Raw genomic sequence first — 18,712 nt, forward strand, 5'->3', positions numbered from 1 at the left:
ACGAACCACCTGCTGATCCTGTCTGTCAGTTTTTATTTATTATGGATTGATCGGATCCAGCCAACCGTGTTTATCTTCAGTTTCACCAGTGAACAGGCCGAAGAATGCTTGTTGAATTTTTGCCGTGATCGGGCCGCGTTTACCAATACCAACCTGGATGCCATCTACACTGCGCACCGGGGTGATTTCTGCCGCAGTGCCGGACATAAATACTTCATCCGCCAAGTAAAGAGATTCGCGCGACAATACTTGTTCACGCACTTCCAGCCCCATGTCTTTCGCCAGTTTAATAATGGCATCGCGGGTAATACCCGGCAGAGCAGAAGAGGTAAATGGCGGAGTAAACAGAATGCCATCTTTCACTTCAAATAAGTTTTCGCCCGCACCTTCAGACAGGAAGCCGTGAATGTCCAGCGCAATCCCTTCCTGATAACCGTGGCGGCGTGCTTCACTGCCCACCAGCAAGGAAGACAGGTAGTTACCGCCCGCTTTGGCTGCGGTTGGAATGGTGTTTGGTGCCACACGGTTCCATGAAGAAACCATCGCATCAATACCTTGCTCCAGCGCTTCTGCGCCCAGATACGCGCCCCATGGGAAAGCAGCAATAATCACGTCAGTCTTATAGCCATCTGGCGGGTTTACCCCCATGCCGACATCACCAATAAACACTAATGGCCGGATATAAGCGCTGGTCAGGTTATTTTTGCGCAACGTTTCGCGGCAAGCTTCCATCAGCTCATCAACAGTCTGGGAAACTGGCATGCGGTAAATTTTGGCTGAGTCATGCAAGCGCTGCATGTGTTCGCGGTGACGAAAAACTACTGGCCCTTTATGGGAATTGTAGCAACGGACACCTTCGAAGACTGACGTGCCGTAGTGTAACGCGTGAGACATCACGTGAACTTTAGCCTCTGCCCACGGAACCATTTCGCCGTTAAACCAGATAAAATCAGCTTTCTTCGTCATTCTTTTCTTTCCTTGTGGCGCATCAGGCGCGTATCTGTAATGTATTAGGTTGTAGGATCTCGACGCAGGCGACATCCATAAGCTTGCTCAGCTGTGAAGACAGTAAATCGACAGGGCGCTGGCTGGCAACGGTCAATTCAATATTAACATTCTCAGCATTAATCATTGGCGACATATTCATAGCACAAACCTGAAAGCCGCGGTGCCGCACAACCCGCAATACACGCTCTAACATTTCAGGGCGGAAGCGGGCTTGGATAGAGATTTGATGTTGGATAGAGAGTTGGTGGTGCATCATGAGATTTTCTCCAGCATGGTTTCATTACCTGCGCCTGGCGGCACTAACGGCCAAACGTTTTCGAGTTCGTCGATGGAAACCTGGAGCAGATAAGGGCCTTCGCTGTTAAACAGCGCATCCAGAGCGGCGTCGACTTGGTCTTTGCGGGTGATTCGTTGGCCAGGAATATTAAAAGCACTGGCCAGAGTGATAAAATCGGGGTTGTCAGAAAGATTGGTTTCGCTGTAACGCCCATCAAAAAACAGTTGCTGCCATTGCCTTACCATGCCCAAGCGTTGGTTATCCAACAAAACGATTTTCAGCGGCAACTGTTTTCGTTTTATGGTGCCCAGCTCCTGCACATTCATCATAAACGAGCCGTCACCGGAGACACAGATGACCATATCATCCGGGCGGGCCATTTGTGCGCCAACAGCCGCGGGTACGCCAAAGCCCATCGTGCCCAAGCCGCTGGAAGTGATGAAATTCTCAGGGCGGGTAAAGTTCATATGCTGCGCCGTCCACATCTGGTGCTGGCCCACGTCGGTGGTCACCACAGTCTGTGGAGCTTTGCGCTCAGAAATTTGCTTCAACAATAACGGAGCATAAATTGCCTGGCCGGGATGATCATAACGCCAGCTATGCTGGTGTTTTAAGCCCATAACCTCATCACGCCACGGCTGAATGTTCAGCGGTTGCTGCAAAGCAGGCAACAACACTTTCAAATCGCCCTGCAACGCGACGTGCGCCTGACGCAATTTACCCAGCTCGGCCGGGTCGATATCCATATGGATAACTTTGGCTTTCGCAGCAAATGTATTCAACTTGCCAGTCACCCGATCATCAAAACGCGCGCCAACCGCTATCAATAAATCACAATCCTGCACGGCGAAATTCGCCGCTTTGGTACCATGCATCCCCAACATCCCCAGATAACAAGGGTGCTCGGTGTTCGGTGCGCCTAATCCTTTCAGCGTGGCCACGGCAGGAATGCCCGTCACCTCGATAAACTCACGTAAAGCCGGAACCGCCTGCGCCATTCCAACACCGCCGCCAACATACAGCATCGGCTTTTTTGCCGTCGCCAGCATATCTAAAGCTTGTTGTAATTCAGCCGCAGAATCAACGAGATACTCTTCAACTGGCATCAGGTGTGGGGTCAACTCACCCACGGCCAACTGAATGTCTTTCGGGATATCAATTAAAACGGGGCCGGGGCGGCCACTGGTCGCGATAGCAAATGCTTCCGCCATGATGCCCGGCAGCGCATCCAATGATTCAACTAAAAAACTGTGTTTGGTACAGGCCAGAGACAGACCTAAAACATCAATTTCCTGAAAAGCATCAGTGCCGATTAATGCAGAACCGACTTGGCCGGTGATAGCAATAACCGGCACAGAATCCAGTAAAGCATCCGCCAAACCGGTGATCAGATTAGTGGCTCCGGGGCCGGAAGTGGCAATACACACCCCAACTTTACCGGTTGCACGCGCATAACCAATAGCAGCAATGGCAGCGCCCTGCTCATGGCGGCAGAGCAGATGCTCGACACCGCCATCATACAAAGCATCGTAGACCGGCATAATCGCCCCGCCCGGATAGCCGAATACTGTACTAACACCCTGCGCACGCAACGCTTGAACCACCCACTGAGCACCATTCATAGTTATTTCCCCGACCGTTCGCGAGGTGAGCAGGATTTTATTCTGTTGTGCATTTTATGTTCCTCGCGTCCTTTAATGTAATGATAAAAAAACCCCCGAACCTTTCGGTGCGGGGGTTTTCTTGTGATTAAGGCTTGATTTTTATGCCTTTTTTCGTCCAAGTGCAGCCCCGCACGGTGGGATAATAATCACCACCACGCTAATTAGGACTAGGTTAATCACTTGGAAAATCGCTTTCATAATTAGGTTGTTCATCTGTCTAGTGTCGAACGAATACCTACAGAGTTATCACAGTTATTAGTTATCTGACAATATTTATTTAAATTATTATTTTGTGGGCACACAGACAAAACAGGATAAATATATTATTTATCAATCAGTAAAACCCATATCGACAGTTTGGCCTTTTTACTGCGTACCACATCGCAATTTTTGATTTTGATACATTCATTGCAACGAAACTTTTCGCGAGCTTTCGCAAAACACCCCTTTTCCCAGACACTGACAAAAATTCTGAGGCACTCTGTAACAACGCCCGACACTAAGGACGCATGACAGCAAAGGAAAGCACCATGTCACTGGCAACTATTCATACCCGCGCCACATTAGGTATCCAGGCGCCCGCTATCACAGTTGAAGCTCATATTAGCAATGGGTTACCGGGATTCGTTTTAGTTGGATTACCGGAAACCACTGTGAAAGAGGCGCGGGATAGGGTTCGCAGCGCGCTGATTAACAGCGGCTTCATCTTTCCAGCTAAACGAATCACGGTCAGCTTGGCACCGGCAGATTTGCCCAAAGAAGGCGGCCGTTATGACCTGCCGATTGCTTTAGCGATATTAGCAGCGTCAGAGCAGATTCCTGCGGATAAATTAGCGCACTATGAGTTCTTGGGTGAACTCGCCTTATCGGGGGCGCTAAGACGTGTTAGCGGCGCAATTCCAGCCGCACTCGCCAGCAGCCATGTCCATCGACAATTAATTTTGCCGTCAGGGAACAGTCTCGAAATTGGATTGATAGCCCAAGGTAATAGCTGGGTCGCAGAAAACTTGCTCGCAGTATGCGGTTTTTTACAAGAGGAGAATACCCTAGCTCAGGGCCAACGCCTTGAAGATGTTGTCGATTGGGACCACCGCCTTGACCTACAAGATATCATCGGCCAATCACAAGCCAAACGCGCGCTGGAGATAACAGCGGCTGGTGGGCATAACCTGCTATTGCTCGGGCCTCCGGGGACGGGGAAAACCATGCTAGCAAATCGGCTAACTGGGCTACTACCGCCACTGACGGAGCAAGAAGCACTGGAGGCCGCGGCCATTAATGGCCTGCTACACAGTAATGAACTGCCCGCTCAATGGCGCTGCCGGGCTTTTCGCGCACCGCATCACAGCGCATCAATGGCCGCTCTGATTGGCGGAGGGTCAATTCCCCGTCCCGGCGAAATATCACTGGCACACAATGGGGTACTTTTTCTGGATGAGCTACCGGAGTTTGAACGCAGAGTACTGGATTCACTGCGCGAGCCACTGGAATCAGGCGAAATTACCATTTCCCGTGCAGCGGCTAAAGTTTGTTTTCCGGCTAAAGTACAGCTTATCGCCGCAATGAACCCTAGCCCTAGCGGGCATTATCAAGGTGTTCATAACCGAGCGCCGCCACAACAAATTCTGCGCTATCTGGCAAAATTGTCAGGCCCATTTTTGGACAGATTTGATTTGTCGATAGAAGTCCCGCTACTCCCGACAGGAATGCTCGGAGCACAAAGACATCAAGGAGAGCCAAGCAAAACCATCAGGCAGAGAGTATTACAGGCCAGGCAAAGGCAATTGGATAGAGCGGGGAAGATAAACACACAACTTAACAGCCAAGAGATAGCTGAATATTGCTATTTAACACCAGAGAACACTGCTTTTCTGGAACAAGTTCTGCTGAAGCTCGGCCTGTCAGTCCGTGCGTGGCACCATATATTGAAAGTGTCACGAACCATTGCCGATCTAGCTCAGGAAGATAATATCCAAAAAAATCATCTTTCAGAGGCGCTAAGCTATCGTTGTATGGACCGATTGCTTTTGCAATTACATAAAAGCTTAATATAAAAAAGGGAACAAAAGTCCCTTTTTAATCAAGATGCTTATACCCAATGTCATTGAAGTCGCAGGTAGTTAGCAAGCAACTGACAAATCTGCCGGGAGCAGATTTGAACAGCATTTATGCTAGCCCGTAAGGTGAGCCTTAAGAATGAGGCTCATTAATCCCGATGAGCTTACCCAAGTAAGTGATTCGGGGAGGTCGCGTAGCTAACATCCCTGCGGCTTCAAAGACGACGGGAATTAGTCGTCGCTATCAGTATAATCTTCCACTGCGTCCATCTGCGGTTTACCGCCAGACAGCGTATGGAAACGTTTAGGCCGACGGGTCCGGGTCACATATTTAGACCAGACTTTTTCTTCGGCGCTGACTGGCTCACGCTCGCCGCGACAAACAGCAACAAATAACTGTTCTTCTTCTGTTGCAGGCTCGCGTTTACCGAGGTCAAGCTCGTTGAAAGCATAACCGTGGCGCTCTAGTAATTGCGCCTCTTTAATGGTGAAATCGCCGTGACGCGAGAACCCGCGAGGATAATGTTTATTATCAAAAAAACGATTGGTCGTGATGAAGCTATCCGCCATCTGACACGCTCCTAATTCTCTCATGGTCGTGCTGTTTATGGCGCGGAGTATTAGATAGGCTTGACATCGTGTAAAACAAAACATTTAAATCTTAACGATAAAAAAATTGGAGATAGGTGTGGATACCGAATTACTGAAAACCTTTTTGGAGGTCAGTAGAACTCGCCACTTTGGTCGCGCAGCTGAATCTTTGTACTTAACGCAGTCGGCGGTGAGTTTTCGTATCCGTCAATTAGAAAATCAATTAGGTGCAAATTTATTCACTCGCCATCGCAATAATATTCGTCTGACCCCTGCAGGTGAGCGGCTGGTTCCTTACGCCGAAACATTGATGAGTACCTGGCAACTAGCCAAAAAAGAGGTTGTACATTCGCTACAACACACCGAGTTGTCTATTGGTGCAACCGCATCACTTTGGGAGGCCTACCTCACCCCTTGGTTGCAACAGTTATATAAACAGCGAGAAGCATTACGCCTTGAAGCCCGTGTTGCACTACGGCAATCACTGGTGAAGCAGTTGCACGAACGGCAACTGGATTTGTTGATAACAACTGAACCCCCTAAAATGGATGAACTGGCAAGTCAACTTCTAGGACATTTTTCATTGCGTTTGTTCTCATCAGGTCCCCTCCCTCTATCAGAAATAACTGACGATAAAACTGAGCATAAAAATGCAAATGAAGCGCCCTATATCAAACTGGAATGGGGAGCAGATTTCCATCAGCAAGAGAATCGTTTACTCAACAACGAACAGATGCCCGTGCTGACCACGACGTCGGCTAATTTAACTCGGCAACTGTTGGATACTACCGGTGGCTGTGCCTTTTTGCCCGAACATTGGCAAAAAGAATATCCAGAGCTGACCATTAATACTGATATACCGCCTATCGTGCGGCCACTATATGCTGTTTGGTTGCAAAACAGTGACCAACAAACATTAATTCGACAGCTATTAAAAACACCTATGAATAACGCCGCGCAAAGCGACATACAGGATTAAGTGATGGCGACTGAGGCTTAACCTCGTGGTTCACGATAAGAAGCACTCACCGCCCTCTGGATAGCAATAAAACTAAATAGCAAAATTCTGATGACAGATTTAGTCCACCATGGGCAAAGAGTGTCATCAAAAGTGATATAACGCTGTATTAGATCCTAATCAAAGTGTGTAGCGTAAATCGCCAGCAAATCATAAAGTGGTGATCAATAGAAATGGGCTATTCATGCACAATAAAGCCCATGCCACAGACAATAAATAAAGTTGCCACAACCGATATATTGGGTAGTAAAGTGAGCTTTTGATAGACGCTACTAATCCACATTTCCTGAATCAATAACTAAAGATCTTTTCCCTGCTAACTAAAATATTAATTAGCTTTAGTTCATCTGGTGGAAGTAATAATGGGCAGAGACAACAACTTTCTGTACATAAATTCAACCAAGTAAGCATGAATTGGGAATGTTGTCTTTCTAAGAGTGATGGCTATTTTAATAAAAAAAATAACCAATAAGAGTTATTGATGGGGGTAATACGCGCTGTATGTCGGCAAAATAAATGGATATTCCTGATGTAAAAATCGGGACAGCCGCCAGAAAAGAGGGAAAATACATAAAGGAACCACATAATCAGTATAAAAAACGAGCTAAATGATTATTTTTAACATAAAAAAACCCCTCGCTTTCGCGAAGGGCTATTTGTATGGCAGGGGCGGAGAGACTCGAACTCGCGACACCCGGTTTTGGAGACCGGTGCTCTACCAACTGAGCTACGCCCCTAAATCATGCTTAACATTATGCCTGCTAAGATAAGCAGGCATAATTTAAATAAGTGGCGGAACGGACGGGGCTCGAACCCGCGACCCCCTGCGTGACAGGCAGGTATTCTAACCAACTGAACTACCGCTCCACCGATTCTTTTACGTGTATCTTCCCGATACTTACCCTCTACAGGGCCAGCGCTCCGCGCTGTGCAAAACCGCCTTTGGCGATTTTGTTAGTCACCAGATGTCATTCTGATAACTCGTGTTTGATGCCTGGCAGTGTCCTACTCTCGCATGGGGAGACCCCACACTACCATCGGCGCTACGGCGTTTCACTTCTGAGTTCGGCATGGAATCAGGTGGGTCCACCGCGCTATGGCCGCCAGGCAAATTCTGTTTCAATTAACCCGCTATGTAATATCACACAGCCAGCCAATCCAATCTCGGAACTTCGCTGAAAATCTTAATTTCTCTCAAATCACCAAAACACCTTTGGTGTTGTAAGGTTAAGCCTCACGGATCATTAGTACTGGTTAGCTCAATGCATCGCTGCACTTACACACCCAGCCTATCAACGTCATAGTCTTTAACGTTCCTTCAGGGGGCTTAAAGCCCCAGGGAAGACTCATCTCGAGGCAAGTTTCCCGCTTAGATGCTTTCAGCGGTTATCTCTTCCGAATTTAGCTACCGGGCAATGCCATTGGCATGACAACCCGAACACCAGTGATTCGTCCACTCCGGTCCTCTCGTACTAGGAGCAGCCCCTCTCAATCTTCCAACGCCCACGGCAGATAGGGACCGAACTGTCTCACGACGTTCTAAACCCAGCTCGCGTACCACTTTAAATGGCGAACAGCCATACCCTTGGGACCTACTTCAGCCCCAGGATGTGATGAGCCGACATCGAGGTGCCAAACACCGCCGTCGATATGAACTCTTGGGCGGTATCAGCCTGTTATCCCCGGAGTACCTTTTATCCGTTGAGCGATGGCCCTTCCATTCAGAACCACCGGATCACTAAGACCTACTTTCGTACCTGCTCGAGCCGTCACTCTCGCAGTCAAGCTAGCTTATGCCTTTGCACTAACCTCACGATGTCCGACCGTGATTAGCTAACCTTCGTGCTCCTCCGTTACTCTTTGGGAGGAGACCGCCCCAGTCAAACTACCCACCAGACACTGTCCTCACCCCGGATTACGGGGCCGAGTTAGAACATCAAACATTAAAGGGTGGTATTTCAAGGTTGGCTCCATGCAGACTGGCGTCCACACTTCGATGCCTCCCACCTATCCTACACATCAAGGCTCAATGTTCAGTGTCAAGCTATAGTAAAGGTTCACGGGGTCTTTCCGTCTTGCCGCGGGTACACTGCATCTTCACAGCGAGTTCAATTTCACTGAGTCTCGGGTGGAGACAGCCTGGCCATCATTACGCCATTCGTGCAGGTCGGAACTTACCCGACAAGGAATTTCGCTACCTTAGGACCGTTATAGTTACGGCCGCCGTTTACTGGGGCTTCGATCAAGAGCTTCGCCTTGCGGCTGACCCCATCAATTAACCTTCCAGCACCGGGCAGGCGTCACACCGTATACGTCCACTTTCGTGTTTGCACAGTGCTGTGTTTTTATTAAACAGTTGCAGCCAGCTGGTATCTGCGACTGGCTTCGGCGCCGGGAGCAAGTCCCTTTACCTAATGCCAGCGTGCCTTCTCCCGAAGTTACGGCACCATTTTGCCTAGTTCCTTCACCCGAGTTCTCTCAAGCGCCTGAGTATTCTCTACCTGACCACCTGTGTCGGTTTGGGGTACGATTTAATGTTACCTGATGCTTAGAGGCTTTTCCTGGAAGCTTGGCATCAACTACTTCATCACCGTAGTGACTCGTCATCACACCTCAGCGTTGATAAGCAACCGGATTTACCAAGTCGCTCCGCCTACATGCTTAAACCGGGACAACCGTCGCCCGGCTAGCCTAGCCTTCTCCGTCCCCCCTTCGCAGTAACACCAAGTACAGGAATATTAACCTGTTTCCCATCGACTACGCTTTTCAGCCTCGCCTTAGGGGTCGACTCACCCTGCCCCGATTAACGTTGGACAGGAACCCTTGGTCTTCCGGCGTGCGGGTTTTTCACCCGCATTATCGTTACTTATGTCAGCATTCGCACTTCTGATACCTCCAGCAACCCTCACAGGTCACCTTCAACGGCTTACAGAACGCTCCCCTACCCAACAACACCTAAGTGTCGCTGCCGCAGCTTCGGTGCATGGTTTAGCCCCGTTACATCTTCCGCGCAGGCCGACTCGACCAGTGAGCTATTACGCTTTCTTTAAATGATGGCTGCTTCTAAGCCAACATCCTGGCTGTCTATGCCTTCCCACATCGTTTCCCACTTAACCATGACTTTGGGACCTTAGCTGGCGGTCTGGGTTGTTTCCCTCTTCACGACGGACGTTAGCACCCGCCGTGTGTCTCCCGTGATAACATTCTTCGGTATTCGGAGTTTGCATCGGTTTGGTAAGCCGGGATGGCCCCCTAGCCGAAACAGTGCTCTACCCCCGAAGATGAGTTCACGAGGCGCTACCTAAATAGCTTTCGGGGAGAACCAGCTATCTCCCGGTTTGATTGGCCTTTCACCCCCAGCCACAAGTCATCCGCTAATTTTTCAACATTAGTCGGTTCGGTCCTCCAGTTAGTGTTACCCAACCTTCAACCTGCCCATGGCTAGATCACCGGGTTTCGGGTCTATACCTTGCAACTAGACGCCCAGTTAAGACTCGGTTTCCCTACGGCTCCCCTATTCGGTTAACCTTGCTACAAAATATAAGTCGCTGACCCATTATACAAAAGGTACGCAGTCACACCACGAAGGTGCTCCCACTGCTTGTACGTACACGGTTTCAGGTTCTATTTCACTCCCCTCGCCGGGGTTCTTTTCGCCTTTCCCTCACGGTACTGGTTCACTATCGGTCAGTCAGGAGTATTTAGCCTTGGAGGATGGTCCCCCCATATTCAGACAGGATGTCACGTGTCCCGCCCTACTCATCGAGTTCACAGCAAGTGTGTTTTTGTGTACGGGAGTATCACCCTGTACCCTGCGACTTTCCAGACGCTTCCACTAACACACAAACTGATTCAGACTCTGGGCTCCTCCCCGTTCGCTCGCCGCTACTAGGGGAATCTCGGTTGATTTCTTTTCCTCGGGGTACTTAGATGTTTCAGTTCCCCCGGTTCGCCTTGCATGGCTATGTATTCACCATGCAATAGTGCAACGAATTGCACTGGGTTTCCCCATTCGGGTATCGTCGGTTATAACGGTTCATATCACCTTACCGACGCTTTTCGCAGATTAGCACGCCCTTCATCGCCTCTGACTGCCTAGGCATCCACCGTGTACGCTTAGTCGCTTAACCTCACAACCCGAAGGTGTCTTTGCAGACAACTTGCGTTGCGATTATTTGAGAGACTCTAATACAGGTTAATCCTTATCTCAGTACATCTACGGAGAGATAAGTTTCAGCTGTATTGTTTCAATTTTCAGCTTGTTCCAGATTGTTAAAGAGCAATATTTCACAACACACTGAGTCTTGCGACCGCAGTACGTTTTGAAATAGTTTTATATGGTGGAGCTAAGCGGGATCGAACCGCTGACCTCCTGCGTGCAAGGCAGGCGCTCTCCCAGCTGAGCTATAGCCCCATATAAAAAGCAAATCACCTTATTGCTGCAACTCAACAGGGAATGGTGAGTTGGTGGGTCTGAGTGGACTTGAACCACCGACCTCACCCTTATCAGGGGTGCGCTCTAACCACCTGAGCTACAGACCCAACAAGGTACTAAAGCCCGACTAATTTCTCAGCCCGGCCTTATTTGCTCGTTACTTTCTATCAGACAATCTGTGTGGACACTGCGCAATGCGTATCGTTAGGTAAGGAGGTGATCCAACCGCAGGTTCCCCTACGGTTACCTTGTTACGACTTCACCCCAGTCATGAATCACAAAGTGGTAAGCGCCCTCCCGAAGGTTAAGCTACCTACTTCTTTTGCAACCCACTCCCATGGTGTGACGGGCGGTGTGTACAAGGCCCGGGAACGTATTCACCGTAGCATTCTGATCTACGATTACTAGCGATTCCGACTTCATGGAGTCGAGTTGCAGACTCCAATCCGGACTACGACAGACTTTATGTGGTCCGCTTGCTCTCGCGAGTTCGCTTCACTTTGTATCTGCCATTGTAGCACGTGTGTAGCCCTACTCGTAAGGGCCATGATGACTTGACGTCATCCCCACCTTCCTCCGGTTTGTCACCGGCAGTCTCCCTTGAGTTCCCACCATTACGTGCTGGCAACAAAGGATAAGGGTTGCGCTCGTTGCGGGACTTAACCCAACATTTCACAACACGAGCTGACGACAGCCATGCAGCACCTGTCTCACAGTTCCCGAAGGCACCAAAGCATCTCTGCTAAGTTCTGTGGATGTCAAGAGTAGGTAAGGTTCTTCGCGTTGCATCGAATTAAACCACATGCTCCACCGCTTGTGCGGGCCCCCGTCAATTCATTTGAGTTTTAACCTTGCGGCCGTACTCCCCAGGCGGTCGACTTAACGCGTTAGCTCCGGAAGCCACGCCTCAAGGGCACAACCTCCAAGTCGACATCGTTTACAGCGTGGACTACCAGGGTATCTAATCCTGTTTGCTCCCCACGCTTTCGCACCTGAGCGTCAGTCTTTGTCCAGGGGGCCGCCTTCGCCACCGGTATTCCTCCAGATCTCTACGCATTTCACCGCTACACCTGGAATTCTACCCCCCTCTACAAGACTCTAGCTTGCCAGTTTCAAATGCAGTTCCCACGTTAAGCGCGGGGATTTCACATCTGACTTAACAAACCGCCTGCGTGCGCTTTACGCCCAGTAATTCCGATTAACGCTTGCACCCTCCGTATTACCGCGGCTGCTGGCACGGAGTTAGCCGGTGCTTCTTCTGCGAGTAACGTCAATCAATCGTGCTATTAACACGACTGCCTTCCTCCTCGCTGAAAGTGCTTTACAACCCGAAGGCCTTCTTCACACACGCGGCATGGCTGCATCAGGCTTGCGCCCATTGTGCAATATTCCCCACTGCTGCCTCCCGTAGGAGTCTGGACCGTGTCTCAGTTCCAGTGTGGCTGGTCATCCTCTCAGACCAGCTAGGGATCGTCGCCTAGGTGAGCCATTACCCCACCTACTAGCTAATCCCATCTGGGCACATCCGATGGCGTGAGGCCCGAAGGTCCCCCACTTTGCTCTTGCGAGGTCATGCGGTATTAGCTACCGTTTCCAGTAGTTATCCCCCTCCATCAGGCAGTTTCCCAGACATTACTCACCCGTCCGCCGCTCGCCGGCAAAGTAGTAAACTACTTCCCGCTGCCGCTCGACTTGCATGTGTTAGGCCTGCCGCCAGCGTTCAATCTGAGCCATGATCAAACTCTTCAATTTAAGATTTGTTTGATTTGCTATGAGTTAACATAGCGATGCTCAAAGATTACTTTCTGCAAATATGCATTCGAACCGAAGTTCAAATGTGTACTGCTTTGGTCACTCTTCAAGACTTTGATATTTCTTCTGCCTGCCGAAACAGGCTTCGATATCGTCTTGCGAGTGCCCACACAGATTGTCTGATAAATTGTTAAAGAGCGTTCGTTACCCGTTTGCCTTTCGGCGAATCTTACGGTAACGCGGGAGGCAGATAATACGCTTTCCCGCTGAAGAGTCAAGGATTTATTTGTTTTCTTTCGAAGTCAAAATGATTCTTTTCTCTTCCTGACCCGGCGAAGTATGTTTCGTTGTTCCCGGTCAGTGGAGGCGCATTATAGGGAGTTCCTGACAGGCTGCAACCCCTAATTTGAAAAAACTTTTCAACCGCTGAATCTTTAGTCAAAACGCCGTTAAATTGGTAGTTTTTCCAGCGTTGGGAAGCCATAACTCTGCAAAACGGGTAATAAAGCGTCAGTGTCCGCATTCAATGCCATGCAATACGCAATGTTTTCCGACTGAGAAGAAACGACATTTTCCTGAGAAGAGATAAGCCAGGCGGTACGGCGAGCAATTGCAGCACCGGAATCGACCATTCGGGTACCTTCTGGTAGCACTTGCGCTAACTCTTCAGTTAATAGAGGGAAATGGGTGCAACCTAAAACAATGGTATCTGGCGGTTCACGCATGGCGAGCCACGGATGAAGGATTTTCTTTAATGCTTCCGGCGGCACAGCACCACCATGCAGCTTGGTTTCCGCCAGCTCCACCAGCTCGGATGATCCCAACAACTCAATTTTGCAATCTGTGGCAAAACGTTCAATCAAATCCAAGGTATAAGAAGCATGAACTGTGCCACGGGTGGCCAGTAGGCCGACAACACCATTCCGCGTGAGCCGTACCGCAGGTTTAATCGCCGGAACAACACCGACGACAGGGAAATCAAAACGCTCGCGTAAAGCAGGAAGAGAGACCGTGCTGGCCGTGTTACAGGCGATAACCACAATCGCCAGTGGATGGCGCTGTTGTACCGCAGTGACAATGTCTAATACGCGCTCAACGATAAATTCACCTGACTTCTCCCCATAAGGGAACGCGACGTTATCGAAAGCATATATATAGTGGAGATCCGGCAGTAATTGCCGAATCTCTTGATAAACAGATAGCCCGCCAACACCGGAATCAAAAATCAGTGCTGTCGGGCGAGGAGCAGTATCAGCCTTAGAAGTTATAACTTCCTGTGAGGTAATACTCTCGTCCAGCGGTTTTATAGCCATAAGCCGTTTCGTATTCTTTATCAAACAGGTTAGCAATTCTACCACGAACTGTGAGATGAGAAGTAACCGGATAACCAGCTGAAACGTCTACTGTGCTGTAACTCGATAATTCGCGCTGAGTTGAGTTATAAATCGAAGTGATGTTGTCATAGCGTTTACCGTAATATTGATAAGAGACGTCCATATCAAGATTGAACATCGTCCAATCTAACTGATACTTAGCCTGTTGCTTAGAACGGCGAGCTAATACCTCATTATTTAGATCATTACGCGGGTCAATATATTGCAGGGTAACCGCATGCGTAAATATGCCGGTAGTGATGTTCCCCGTCCATTCCACGCCTTTGATGGTCGCAGAATTGACATTGTAGTATTGCCCCTTGACGATTGAATTATCAAAGGAGTAATCAATCAGGTTTTCAATTTTATTGTGATAAGCCGACAAGCGCCAATCAACCGGCCCAGTTACCCCTTCCAGCCCAGCTTCCCATTGGCGGGATTCTTCAGGTTTAAGGTCACTGTTTGAAATTATGTTGAAGCGCTGCGAACCATATTGTTGACCCAATGAAGGCGCTAGGAAGCCGGTTCCGTAAGATAACGTCACGCGGTAATCCGGAACAAATTCCCAATCCACCGCTGTTTGCCATGTTTCATGCCAGCCAAATTGCTCATCTTTATCCCCACGGCCAGAAGCTTCCAACGTGACATCGCCGAGTTTCTGCTGCCCACTGAGGTATAAACCGGTGTTATCCCGCTTATAAGTATCTGAAGTATTTTGGTTAGATGAGGTCAGGCGCTGCTGTTGCCAGTCCAGGCCCGCGCTCAGTGTTCCACTTTCAAAGCTGTAAGTGTTGCCCCATTGCACATTACGCTGATCCATATTATCCAGTGTGGTAGCCACACCATAGCGGCCATATTGGCTGCTAAAGTTATAATCCTTATATTTCTGATAGCTACCGACTAATTGGGAAGAATAAGCTCCCGATGCATAACGCAACCCTGCATCATAAGTATGGTTATATAGCCGCTCTTCATCGCCGCTGTATGAAGGGGACGACAAACTGCCAATATCGTAATCAGTATTGTTGGTATAACCATAACCTCTAACAAAACCGGAAATCTCTTGGTTAAACTGATGTTCCAACCCTGCCCAGAAGTTTTTATTGCGAAAACCATCGCGGTCGTTGTCGATTGGATTGGGTGAGTTAGGTTTGATGTTATAGCCGTTGGTGGTCTGATATCCCCCTGCTAATGTGGCTAAGGTATCGCCAAAACGCTGGCGAACACTGCCATCATATTGCTGGTAGCCCTTGGAACCGACACCGGCATTAATCTGCGCGCCCTCCTGGTCTGTTTGCGTAATCACGTTAATGACGCCACCAATTGCACCCGAGCCATAGACTGCAGAGCGCGGCCCACGGATATACTCAATCCGCTGCACCAAGGAAATCGGGATTTGATCGAGATTGACGCTATTGACGATACCGGTGCGAGCCAGTGGGATACCATCAATCAAGATGAGCACATGACGCGCTTCCGTACCACGGATATACATAGAAGAACCCTGACCCAATCCTCCCATTTGGGCAATATCCACACCAGGCAAACGGCGCATGACTTCATTAAGACTTTTTGTCTGCCAGCGCTCGATATCATCGCGAGTGACCACATCGGTAGGTGCCAATACTGTAGAAACCGGTTGTTTAAAACGATTGGCAGTCACCACCATTTCATCTTTATTAGCTGTGTTGTCCTGCGCCCAACCAGAAAACGCCGTCACAGAAAGGGCTGTGAACAGCGTATATTTTTTTATTGTCATTGTATTTTTAATGATCATTTAGGAAAGCATCCAAACTCAAATAGCGGATGCCGCAGTGCCATGGTCGGTATTACGCGACGACCACGAATATTGCGACGTGATACCGGCAGGTCTTCGGGCTTGGGATCTCTACTATACAGAGCGGGCGATGACTTCCCGTCTTTTCGGACAGTGTCTGGTTGAAACCTATCGCCGTAACATCCCCTTACCGCTGCGCGTCAGCTCCGGATTTACACCGGATTCCCTTTTAACTCTTAAGTGTTTAAGTAACAGCTTGAGACCGGACGGCAATGTTATTATTAAGTTAAATGGATGTCTAGACTTCCATTCATGTAACAAATTAATTAAGTGACAAAAACTGGACATCAGAGCTACTTTCCCTACAATCCGCTGCAATAAACCTCTTTTATCATGTCCAGACGAGAAGAAACATGACTCCTGACATCCTGCCGACTGACGGCTACGAGCACCAATTGGCGGAAAAATCTGCCCGTCTTCAGGCGATGATGTCGCCGTTTCAAGCCCCTGAACCGCAAATATTTCGTTCTCCCGCACAGCATTACCGCATGAGAGCCGAGTTCCGCGTTTGGCATGATGAAGACGACTTGTACCACATCATGTTTGACCAACAAACCAAGCAGCGGATTCGGGTTGAGCAATTCCCGGTCGCCAGTTTGTTAATTAATCGTCTGATGAGCGTGCTGATGACTGCCATCAGAGCCGAGCCGATTTTACGGCGCAAACTGTTCCAGATTGATTACTTATCGACTCTGAGCGGCAAGCTGATCGCCTCTTTGCTGTATCACCGTCCATTAGATGAAGAATGGCAGCAGAAAGCGCGGGAACTGCGTGACCAATTGCGTGAGCAAGGCTTTGATCTGCAACTGATTGGGCGGGCGTCAAAAACCAAAATCATGCTGGATCACGACTATATCGACGAAGTGCTGCCGGTTGCCGGCCGTGAGATGATTTATCGTCAGGTTGAGAATAGCTTCACCCAACCTAATGCTGCGGTGAATATTCATATGCTGGAATGGGCGATTGATGTCACCCAACATGCCAGCGGCGATTTATTGGAGCTATATTGCGGCAACGGTAATTTCTCACTGGCATTGGCACGTAATTTTGAACGCGTATTAGCGACTGAAATCGCCAAACCGTCAGTGGCGGCGGCGCAATACAACATTGCCGCCAATCATATCGACAACGTGCAAATTATCCGTATGTCCGCGGAAGAGTTTACCCAAGCCATGCAAGGTGTGCGTGAGTTCAACCGACTGAAAGATATTGATTTAACTAGCTATAACTGCGAAACCATTTTTGTCGACCCACCGCGCAGTGGGCTGGATGATGAAACCGTCAAGCTAGTACAAGCTTATCCGCGCATCCTTTATATCTCTTGTAATCCAGAGACCCTGTGCGCCAATTTGGAACAGCTGCAACATACCCATAAAATCAGCCGATTAGCGCTATTTGATCAATTCCCTTATACCCATCATATGGAATGTGGAGTTTTGTTGGAAAAAAGAGACTGACGAAAAGCAAGAATCGGACACAAACAAAAGGGCAACGCAATGTTGCCCTTTCGATTTAGAGATATTGGTGAACAGAAAAACTATTGCGGCTGCTGATTATCTGTATCCGTGCCGCTATCAGTATTGATATCTGTCTGCATCGATTTACGTGCTTTCAGTTTGAACAGAATCCAAAACACCAACGCCACACTCAAAATAGAGGGAACAAAGTTAGAGCCGATCGCCGGATGCTCAACCCGCACAATCGCGCTATACACTAGAATACCAAGTAAGAAACACGCACCCGCTAGCACGGGCAGGCCCCGCGGCATGGCAAAATTGAGATAGCGCTGATGCAAACAATAAACCGCCAAAAATAATGCCAGCAGCGGAAAGATTGAAAAAGGAACAAATCCACTGAATAACGCGTTAAATGAGCCGTTTATTGCCAACCCCGTAATCAAGGCCAGCAGCAGCGTACCCGTTTCACGGTGGGGTTGCTTTTCAGAGTGTGGCTGTTTTTCAGAACACGATTCTTCCATCATTTTCCTTACCTTTTCCTTATTAAACGTGGGACACCGCCAGCTTTTCCTGCTCACGACGATACCAATAATAAGCGCCTTTGGAGATCATCCGCAGTTGTAAAACCAAACGTTCTTCTAACTGTCGCCGTTGTTCAATATCCACGTCCAGCGCTTCAGCACCCGCACTGAACACTATTGTGACCATGGCCTCAGCTTGAGCTTCAGTGAAGCTGCGCGGCATGTGGTTTTCCAGCTCGAGGTAATCGGCCAACTCAGCAATAAAATGCTGAATTTCACGCGCAACTGCCGCACGAAATGCAGCGGAAGTCCCAGAACGTTCCCGCAGCAATAAGCGGAATGCATTCGGGTTATTACCGATAAATTCCATAAAAGTTGAAACTGAAGTGCGGATAACGCTGCCGCCCTTAGCAATCCGCTGACGCGCTTGCCGCATAAGTTGGCGCAACATCAGGCCGCTTTCATCGACCATTGTCAGCCCAAGCTCGTCTACATCACGGAAATGCCGGTAAAAAGAAGTCGGTGCAATACCCGCCTCACGGGAGACTTCCCGCAAACTCAGACTGGTAAAACTCCGCTCAGCACTCAGTTGGCTGAATGCCGCTTCGATAAGGGAACGACGAGTCCGTTCTTTTTGTTGTGCTCTGACGCCCATAATCGTACCCAAGGGATATCCAATTTCTCAATCTAAGACATATAGTCAGCAATATACCAAACTTTAT

General features: G+C 49.0%; 12 protein-coding genes, 4 tRNA genes, 3 rRNA genes, 1 pseudogene and 1 riboswitch. Of the genes and pseudogenes, 3 read left to right on the forward strand and 17 right to left on the reverse strand.

Annotated elements, in window-relative coordinates:
- Positions 1 to 39: 39 nt before the first annotated feature.
- The 4 genes from OP863_RS18990 to ilvL all read right to left on the reverse strand — a co-directional run bounded on the left by OP863_RS18990 (position 40) and on the right by ilvL (position 3,147).
- The gene (locus tag OP863_RS18990; protein WP_038638091.1) at positions 40 to 966 is read right to left on the reverse strand and encodes a branched-chain amino acid transaminase; all 927 of its coding nucleotides are present in this window, start codon (positions 964 to 966) and stop codon (positions 40 to 42) included.
- Positions 967 to 988: 22 nt separating this feature from the next.
- Entirely contained in the window at positions 989 to 1,261 is a 273-nt protein-coding gene (gene ilvM / locus OP863_RS18995) for an acetolactate synthase 2 small subunit (RefSeq protein ID WP_038639976.1), read from the reverse strand.
- Entirely contained in the window at positions 1,261 to 2,907 is a 1,647-nt protein-coding gene (gene ilvG, locus OP863_RS19000) for an acetolactate synthase 2 catalytic subunit (protein ID WP_265525712.1), read from the reverse strand. Before ilvG ends, ilvM begins: the two co-directional genes overlap by 1 nt.
- Before the next feature lie 141 nt (positions 2,908 to 3,048).
- Positions 3,049 to 3,147 (reverse strand): ilv operon leader peptide, encoded by a 99-nt coding sequence (ilvL, locus tag OP863_RS19005; protein ID WP_071841758.1) that lies wholly within the window; start codon positions 3,145 to 3,147, stop codon positions 3,049 to 3,051.
- A 332-nt stretch (positions 3,148 to 3,479) separates the two neighbouring features.
- Here ilvL and OP863_RS19010 point away from each other — a divergent pair, with 332 nt between their 5' ends.
- Positions 3,480 to 5,003 carry a YifB family Mg chelatase-like AAA ATPase gene (locus OP863_RS19010; protein ID WP_145591910.1) on the forward strand — a complete coding sequence of 508 codons (1,524 nt, stop codon included), beginning with the start codon at positions 3,480 to 3,482 and terminating at the stop codon, positions 5,001 to 5,003.
- A 234-nt stretch (positions 5,004 to 5,237) separates the two neighbouring features.
- Here OP863_RS19010 and OP863_RS19015 read toward each other — a convergent pair whose 3' ends face one another.
- Complete coding sequence (locus OP863_RS19015; RefSeq protein WP_042562488.1) at positions 5,238 to 5,576, reverse strand: DUF413 domain-containing protein; 339 nt, start codon at positions 5,574 to 5,576, stop codon at positions 5,238 to 5,240.
- A gap of 118 nt (positions 5,577 to 5,694) precedes the next feature.
- Between OP863_RS19015 and hdfR the strand changes: the two genes are divergently transcribed.
- Entirely contained in the window at positions 5,695 to 6,576 is an 882-nt protein-coding gene (gene hdfR, locus OP863_RS19020) for an HTH-type transcriptional regulator HdfR (protein ID WP_265525713.1), read from the forward strand.
- On the opposite strand, the pseudogene OP863_RS19025 reads toward hdfR, so the two are convergent.
- The 10 genes and pseudogenes from OP863_RS19025 to btuB all read right to left on the reverse strand — a co-directional run.
- A pseudogene (locus OP863_RS19025) lies at positions 6,539 to 6,728 on the reverse strand (hypothetical protein); the annotation flags it as partial. The gene hdfR and the pseudogene OP863_RS19025 sit on opposite strands and share 38 nt — an antisense overlap.
- Before the next feature lie 548 nt (positions 6,729 to 7,276).
- Positions 7,277 to 7,352: transfer RNA gene (locus OP863_RS19030), tRNA-Trp, on the reverse strand.
- 53 nt (positions 7,353 to 7,405) lie between these two features.
- Positions 7,406 to 7,482 (reverse strand) — tRNA-Asp (locus tag OP863_RS19035).
- A gap of 125 nt (positions 7,483 to 7,607) precedes the next feature.
- Positions 7,608 to 7,723 (reverse strand): 5S ribosomal RNA (gene rrf, locus OP863_RS19040).
- 115 nt (positions 7,724 to 7,838) lie between these two features.
- Positions 7,839 to 10,745 (reverse strand): 23S ribosomal RNA (locus tag OP863_RS19045).
- A 208-nt stretch (positions 10,746 to 10,953) separates the two neighbouring features.
- Positions 10,954 to 11,029: transfer RNA gene (locus OP863_RS19050), tRNA-Ala, on the reverse strand.
- A gap of 51 nt (positions 11,030 to 11,080) precedes the next feature.
- Positions 11,081 to 11,157: transfer RNA gene (locus OP863_RS19055), tRNA-Ile, on the reverse strand.
- Between the two features lie 102 nt (positions 11,158 to 11,259).
- Positions 11,260 to 12,802, reverse strand: a 16S ribosomal RNA gene (locus OP863_RS19060).
- The 16S, 23S and 5S rRNA genes sit together here with 4 tRNA genes alongside, the layout of an rRNA operon.
- 449 nt (positions 12,803 to 13,251) lie before the next feature.
- Complete coding sequence (gene murI, locus OP863_RS19065) at positions 13,252 to 14,115, reverse strand: glutamate racemase (RefSeq protein ID WP_120010988.1); 864 nt, start codon at positions 14,113 to 14,115, stop codon at positions 13,252 to 13,254.
- The gene (btuB, locus tag OP863_RS19070) at positions 14,060 to 15,952 is read right to left on the reverse strand and encodes a TonB-dependent vitamin B12 receptor BtuB (protein WP_145588906.1); all 1,893 of its coding nucleotides are present in this window, start codon (positions 15,950 to 15,952) and stop codon (positions 14,060 to 14,062) included. Before btuB ends, murI begins: the two co-directional genes overlap by 56 nt.
- 69 nt (positions 15,953 to 16,021) lie before the next feature.
- Positions 16,022 to 16,234, reverse strand: a riboswitch (cobalamin riboswitch).
- Between the two features lie 131 nt (positions 16,235 to 16,365).
- Here btuB and trmA point away from each other — a divergent pair.
- Positions 16,366 to 17,469, forward strand: a complete 1,104-nt coding sequence (gene trmA, locus OP863_RS19075; protein WP_038638075.1) for a tRNA (uridine(54)-C5)-methyltransferase TrmA — start codon at positions 16,366 to 16,368, stop codon at positions 17,467 to 17,469.
- An 80-nt stretch (positions 17,470 to 17,549) separates the two neighbouring features.
- Here trmA and OP863_RS19080 read toward each other — a convergent pair whose 3' ends face one another.
- Both OP863_RS19080 and fabR read right to left on the reverse strand, forming a co-directional pair.
- Complete coding sequence (locus OP863_RS19080) at positions 17,550 to 17,993, reverse strand: YijD family membrane protein (RefSeq protein WP_072089203.1); 444 nt, start codon at positions 17,991 to 17,993, stop codon at positions 17,550 to 17,552.
- A 19-nt stretch (positions 17,994 to 18,012) separates the two neighbouring features.
- Complete coding sequence (fabR, locus tag OP863_RS19085; protein WP_038638072.1) at positions 18,013 to 18,645, reverse strand: HTH-type transcriptional repressor FabR; 633 nt, start codon at positions 18,643 to 18,645, stop codon at positions 18,013 to 18,015.
- Positions 18,646 to 18,712 lie beyond the last annotated feature (67 nt).

The sequence above is a fragment of the Yersinia sp. SCPM-O-B-9106 (C-191) genome, from assembly GCF_026183365.1.
GTDB classification, from domain to species: domain Bacteria; phylum Pseudomonadota; class Gammaproteobacteria; order Enterobacterales; family Enterobacteriaceae; genus Yersinia; species Yersinia rochesterensis.

Coding starts and splice junctions, on each gene's coding strand:
- fabR (WP_038638072.1), bottom strand. CDS start 18,645: ATGGGCGTCAGAGCACAACAAAAAGAACGGACTCGTCGTTCCCTTATC.
- ilvL (WP_071841758.1), bottom strand. CDS start 3,147: ATGAAAGCGATTTTCCAAGTGATTAACCTAGTCCTAATTAGCGTGGTG.
- OP863_RS19010 (WP_145591910.1), top strand. CDS start 3,480: ATGTCACTGGCAACTATTCATACCCGCGCCACATTAGGTATCCAGGCG.
- ilvG (WP_265525712.1), bottom strand. CDS start 2,907: ATGAATGGTGCTCAGTGGGTGGTTCAAGCGTTGCGTGCGCAGGGTGTT.
- btuB (WP_145588906.1), bottom strand. CDS start 15,952: ATGATCATTAAAAATACAATGACAATAAAAAAATATACGCTGTTCACA.
- ilvM (WP_038639976.1), bottom strand. CDS start 1,261: ATGCACCACCAACTCTCTATCCAACATCAAATCTCTATCCAAGCCCGC.
- OP863_RS19080 (WP_072089203.1), bottom strand. CDS start 17,993: ATGATGGAAGAATCGTGTTCTGAAAAACAGCCACACTCTGAAAAGCAA.
- murI (WP_120010988.1), bottom strand. CDS start 14,115: ATGGCTATAAAACCGCTGGACGAGAGTATTACCTCACAGGAAGTTATA.
- OP863_RS18990 (WP_038638091.1), bottom strand. CDS start 966: ATGACGAAGAAAGCTGATTTTATCTGGTTTAACGGCGAAATGGTTCCG.
- trmA (WP_038638075.1), top strand. CDS start 16,366: ATGACTCCTGACATCCTGCCGACTGACGGCTACGAGCACCAATTGGCG.
- OP863_RS19015 (WP_042562488.1), bottom strand. CDS start 5,576: ATGGCGGATAGCTTCATCACGACCAATCGTTTTTTTGATAATAAACAT.